This window comes from Lacticaseibacillus chiayiensis, assembly GCF_004123795.1.
In the GTDB taxonomy this organism is placed as follows: Bacteria; Bacillota; Bacilli; order Lactobacillales; family Lactobacillaceae; genus Lacticaseibacillus; species Lacticaseibacillus chiayiensis.
This window is the reverse complement of record NZ_MSSM01000072.1, coordinates 1-5,294: the sequence shown is the minus strand read 5'-3', so window position 1 is coordinate 5,294 and position 5,294 is coordinate 1. Positions and strand designations below refer to the sequence as shown.

Genomic DNA, 5,294 nt, shown 5'->3' with positions numbered 1-5,294 from the left:
CACTCTAAAAAGTTGTTGACATGATGCGTTGGTCATGATAATCTATCAAAGTTGTCTTTTGACAAGTCGTCCTTTGAAAACTGAACAAAGTTTCGTTTAAATGTGCAGGGTCCTTGATACTCCGGTATCGAGGCAAAAAGTAACATTTGCGAAGTCAATTCGCTAGAACAACAAATCGAGCTATTCGAACAGCTCATATTTATATGAGAGTTTGATCCTGGCTCAGGATGAACGCTGGCGGCGTGCCTAATACATGCAAGTCGAACGAGTTTTGGTCGATGAACGGTGCTTGCACTGTGATTCAACTTAAAACGAGTGGCGGACGGGTGAGTAACACGTGGGTAACCTGCCCTTAAGTGGGGGATAACATTTGGAAACAGATGCTAATACCGCATAAATCCAAGAACCGCATGGTTCTTGGCTGAAAGATGGCGTAAGCTATCGCTTTTGGATGGACCCGCGGCGTATTAGCTAGTTGGTGAGGTAACGGCTCACCAAGGCGATGATACGTAGCCGAACTGAGAGGTTGATCGGCCACATTGGGACTGAGACACGGCCCAAACTCCTACGGGAGGCAGCAGTAGGGAATCTTCCACAATGGACGCAAGTCTGATGGAGCAACGCCGCGTGAGTGAAGAAGGCTTTCGGGTCGTAAAACTCTGTTGTTGGAGAAGAATGGTCGGCAGAGTAACTGTTGTCGGCGTGACGGTATCCAACCAGAAAGCCACGGCTAACTACGTGCCAGCAGCCGCGGTAATACGTAGGTGGCAAGCGTTATCCGGATTTATTGGGCGTAAAGCGAGCGCAGGCGGTTTTTTAAGTCTGATGTGAAAGCCCTCGGCTTAACCGAGGAAGCGCATCGGAAACTGGGAAACTTGAGTGCAGAAGAGGACAGTGGAACTCCATGTGTAGCGGTGAAATGCGTAGATATATGGAAGAACACCAGTGGCGAAGGCGGCTGTCTGGTCTGTAACTGACGCTGAGGCTCGAAAGCATGGGTAGCGAACAGGATTAGATACCCTGGTAGTCCATGCCGTAAACGATGAATGCTAGGTGTTGGAGGGTTTCCGCCCTTCAGTGCCGCAGCTAACGCATTAAGCATTCCGCCTGGGGAGTACGACCGCAAGGTTGAAACTCAAAGGAATTGACGGGGGCCCGCACAAGCGGTGGAGCATGTGGTTTAATTCGAAGCAACGCGAAGAACCTTACCAGGTCTTGACATCTTTTGATCACCTGAGAGATCAGGTTTCCCCTTCGGGGGCAAAATGACAGGTGGTGCATGGTTGTCGTCAGCTCGTGTCGTGAGATGTTGGGTTAAGTCCCGCAACGAGCGCAACCCTTATGACTAGTTGCCAGCATTTAGTTGGGCACTCTAGTAAGACTGCCGGTGACAAACCGGAGGAAGGTGGGGATGACGTCAAATCATCATGCCCCTTATGACCTGGGCTACACACGTGCTACAATGGATGGTACAACGAGTTGCGAGACCGCGAGGTTAAGCTAATCTCTTAAAGCCATTCTCAGTTCGGACTGTAGGCTGCAACTCGCCTACACGAAGTCGGAATCGCTAGTAATCGCGGATCAGCACGCCGCGGTGAATACGTTCCCGGGCCTTGTACACACCGCCCGTCACACCATGAGAGTTTGTAACACCCGAAGCCGGTGGCGTAACCCTTTTAGGGAGCGAGCCGTCTAAGGTGGGACAAATGATTAGGGTGAAGTCGTAACAAGGTAGCCGTAGGAGAACCTGCGGCTGGATCACCTCCTTTCTAAGGAAACAGACGTCAGTCTGACGGAAACCTGCACACACGAAACTTTGTTTAGTTTTGAGGGGACGACCTCTTTTTCACGCCTATCGGGCCTATAGCTCAGTTGGTTAGAGCGCACGCTTGATAAGCGTGAGGTCGATGGTTCAAGTCCATCTAGGCCCATCAAGCGTTCGCTTGTTAATTGAACAACCTTTATGGGGGATTAGCTCAGCTGGGAGAGCGCCTGCTTTGCAAGCAGGAGGTCATCGGTTCGATCCCGTTATCCTCCATTGGCCGTCAGGTCAATTCACCGATGCAAATCGGCGACTTTGTTCTTTGAAAACTGGATATCATTGTTGTAAATGTTTTAAATTGCCGAGAACACAGCGTATTTGTATGAGTTTCTAATTTAGAAATTCGCATCGCATAACCGCTGACGCAAGTCAGTACAGGTTAAGTTACAAAGGGCGCACGGTGGATGCCTTGGCACTAGGAGCCGATGAAGGACGGAACTAATACCGATATGCTTCGGGGAGCTATAAGTAAGCTTTGATCCGGAGATTTCCGAATGGGGGAACCCAGTACACAGCAGTGTATTGCCTGCAAGTGAATTCATAGCTTGTTGGCGGCAGACGCGGGGAACTGAAACATCTCAGTACCCGCAGGAAGAGAAAGAAAACTCGATTCCCATAGTAGCGGCGAGCGAAGTGGGAAGAGCCCAAACCGAGAAGCTTGCTTCTCGGGGTTGTAGGACTGGACATTGGAGTTACCAAAGTCCGACGTAGTCGAAGTCAGCTGGAAAGCTGCGCCATAGAAGGTGAAAGCCCTGTAAGCGAAACGGCGGACCCTCCGTCCAGGATCCTGAGTACGGCGGAACACGTGAAATTCCGTCGGAATCCGGGAGGACCATCTCCCAAGGCTAAATACTCCCTAGTGACCGATAGTGAACCAGTACCGTGAGGGAAAGGTGAAAAGCACCCCGGAAGGGGAGTGAAACAGTTCCTGAAACCGTGTGCCTACAATTAGTCAAAGCCCGTTAAGGGGTAATGGCGTGCCTTTTGTAGAATGAACCGGCGAGTTACGTTTGCCTGCGAGGTTAAGATGAAAAGTCGGAGCCGGAGCGAAAGCGAGTCTGAACAGGGCGAGTGAGTAGGCAGATGTAGACCCGAAACCAAGTGACCTACCCATGACCAGGTTGAAGGTGTGGTGAAACACACTGGAGGACCGAACCCATGTATGTTGAAAAATGCTGGGATGAGTTGTGGGTAGCGGTGAAATTCCAAACGAACTTGGAGATAGCTGGTTCTCTCCGAAATAGCTTTAGGGTTAGCCTCGGAGGATGGATCATGGAGGTAGAGCACTGTTTGAACTAGGGGCCCATCAAGGGTTACTGAATTCAGATAAACTCCGAATACCATCGATCTTACTCCGGGAGTCAGACAGTGAGCGATAAGGTCCATTGTCGAAAGGGGAACAGCCCAGATCACCAGTTAAGGTCCCTAAATTTATGCTAAGTGGAAAAGGATGTGGCGTTGCACAGACAACTAGGATGTTGGCTCAGAAGCAGCCACCATTTAAAGAGTGCGTAATAGCTCACTAGTCGAGTGGCACTGCGCCGAAAATATACCGGGGCTAAGCATAATACCGAAACTGTGGGTGCACCCGCAAGGGTGCGCGGTAGGAGAGCGTTCTAAGGGCGTTGAAGGTCGATCGTGAGGACGGCTGGAGCGCTTAGAAGTGAGAATGCCGGCATGAGTAGCGAAAGATCAGTGAGAATCTGATCCACCGTATGACTAAGGTTTCCTGGGGAAGGCTCGTCCTCCCAGGGTTAGTCGGGATCTAAGGCGAGGCCGGAAGGCGTAGTCGATGACAAGCAGGTTGAGATTCCTGCACTAGTTTATTTTGTTTAAGCGATGGAGGGACGCAGGAGGCTAAGGAAAGCGCACGGCTGGAAAAGTGCGTCCAAGCCGCAAGTCTGGTGGCGAGTGAAATGCTTGCGACCATAAGGACAAGCGGTGATGGGGAGCGAAATTAAAGTAGCGAAGTTCCTGATGTCACACTGCCAAGAAAAGCTTCTAGTGAGAAATAAACTACCCGTACCGCAAACCGACACAGGTAGTCGAGGAGAGTATCCTCAGGTGAGCGAGCGAACTCTCGTTAAGGAACTCGGCAAAATGACCCCGTAACTTCGGAAGAAGGGGTGCTGGCCGTCAGGTCAGCCGCAGTGAATAGGCCCAAACAACTGTTTATCAAAAACACAGGTCTCTGCTAAATCGTAAGATGATGTATAGGGGCTGACGCCTGCCCGGTGCTGGAAGGTTAAGAGGATGAGTTAGCGCAAGCGAAGCCCAGAACTGAAGCCCCAGTAAACGGCGGCCGTAACTATAACGGTCCTAAGGTAGCGAAATTCCTTGTCGGGTAAGTTCCGACCCGCACGAAAGGCGTAATGATTTGGGCACTGTCTCAACGAGAGACTCGGTGAAATTATAGTACCCGTGAAGATGCGGGTTACCCGCGACAGGACGGAAAGACCCCATGGAGCTTTACTGTAGCTTGATATTGAGTGTTGGTACCGCTTGTACAGGATAGGTAGGAGCCGTAGAGATCGGAACGCTAGTTTCGATGGAGGCGTTGGTGGGATACTACCCTAGCTGTATGAACACTCTAACCCGCGCCACTGAACGTGGCGGGAGACAGTGTCAGGTAGGCAGTTTGACTGGGGCGGTCGCCTCCTAAAATGTAACGGAGGCGCCCAAAGGTTCCCTCAGAATGGTTGGAAATCATTCGCAGAGTGTAAAGGTAGAAGGGAGCTTGACTGCGAGACTGACAAGTCGAGCAGGGACGAAAGTCGGGCTTAGTGATCCGGTGGTTCCGCATGGAAGGGCCATCGCTCAACGGATAAAAGCTACCCTGGGGATAACAGGCTTATCTCCCCCAAGAGTCCACATCGACGGGGAGGTTTGGCACCTCGATGTCGGCTCATCGCATCCTGGGGCTGTAGTCGGTCCCAAGGGTTGGGCTGTTCGCCCATTAAAGCGGTACGCGAGCTGGGTTCAGAACGTCGTGAGACAGTTCGGTCCCTATCCGTCGCGGGCGCAGGAAATTTGAGAGGAGCTGTCCTTAGTACGAGAGGACCGGGATGGACGTTCCGCTGGTGTACCAGTTGTGCCGCCAGGCGCATCGCTGGGTAGCTATGAACGGAAGGGATAAACGCTGAAAGCATCTAAGTGTGAAGCCCCCCTCGAGATGAGATTTCCCATTCCTATATGGAAGTAAGACCCCTGAGAGATGATCAGGTAGATAGGCTGGAAGTGGAAGTGCAGCGATGCATGGAGCGGACCAGTACTAATCGGTCGAGGACTTAACCAAGTAGAGCGTGAAGCGGCGCGGTTAGAAGCCGGAGTGTAAGCGGGCTTGGGCGTAATGGCGGTCTTTGCCATTGCGACCAAGGTCCTTACACGCAGGCTTCTGCGCCGGTAAACGCGTTTCGATGAAATACGCCGTACCTCGACACAACAACACAACAATGATAGCCAGTTTKGAGAG

General features: G+C 51.7%; 2 tRNA genes and 2 rRNA genes. All 4 read left to right on the top strand.

From position 1 onward, the window contains the following. The first annotated feature begins 199 nt into the window (after window positions 1-199). The 4 genes from BVJ53_RS14560 to BVJ53_RS14545 all read left to right on the top strand — a co-directional run bounded on the left by BVJ53_RS14560 (window position 200) and on the right by BVJ53_RS14545 (window position 5,117). Window positions 200-1,769: ribosomal RNA gene (locus BVJ53_RS14560) — 16S ribosomal RNA — on the top strand. 88 nt (window positions 1,770-1,857) lie between these two features. After that, window positions 1,858-1,931: transfer RNA gene (locus tag BVJ53_RS14555), tRNA-Ile, on the top strand. Window positions 1,932-1,965: 34 nt separating this feature from the next. Next, a tRNA-Ala gene (locus tag BVJ53_RS14550) sits at window positions 1,966-2,038 on the top strand. Between the two features lie 161 nt (window positions 2,039-2,199). Then, a 23S ribosomal RNA gene (locus BVJ53_RS14545) occupies window positions 2,200-5,117 on the top strand. Together the 16S and 23S rRNA genes with 2 tRNA genes alongside form the textbook arrangement of a ribosomal RNA operon. Window positions 5,118-5,294 lie beyond the last annotated feature (177 nt).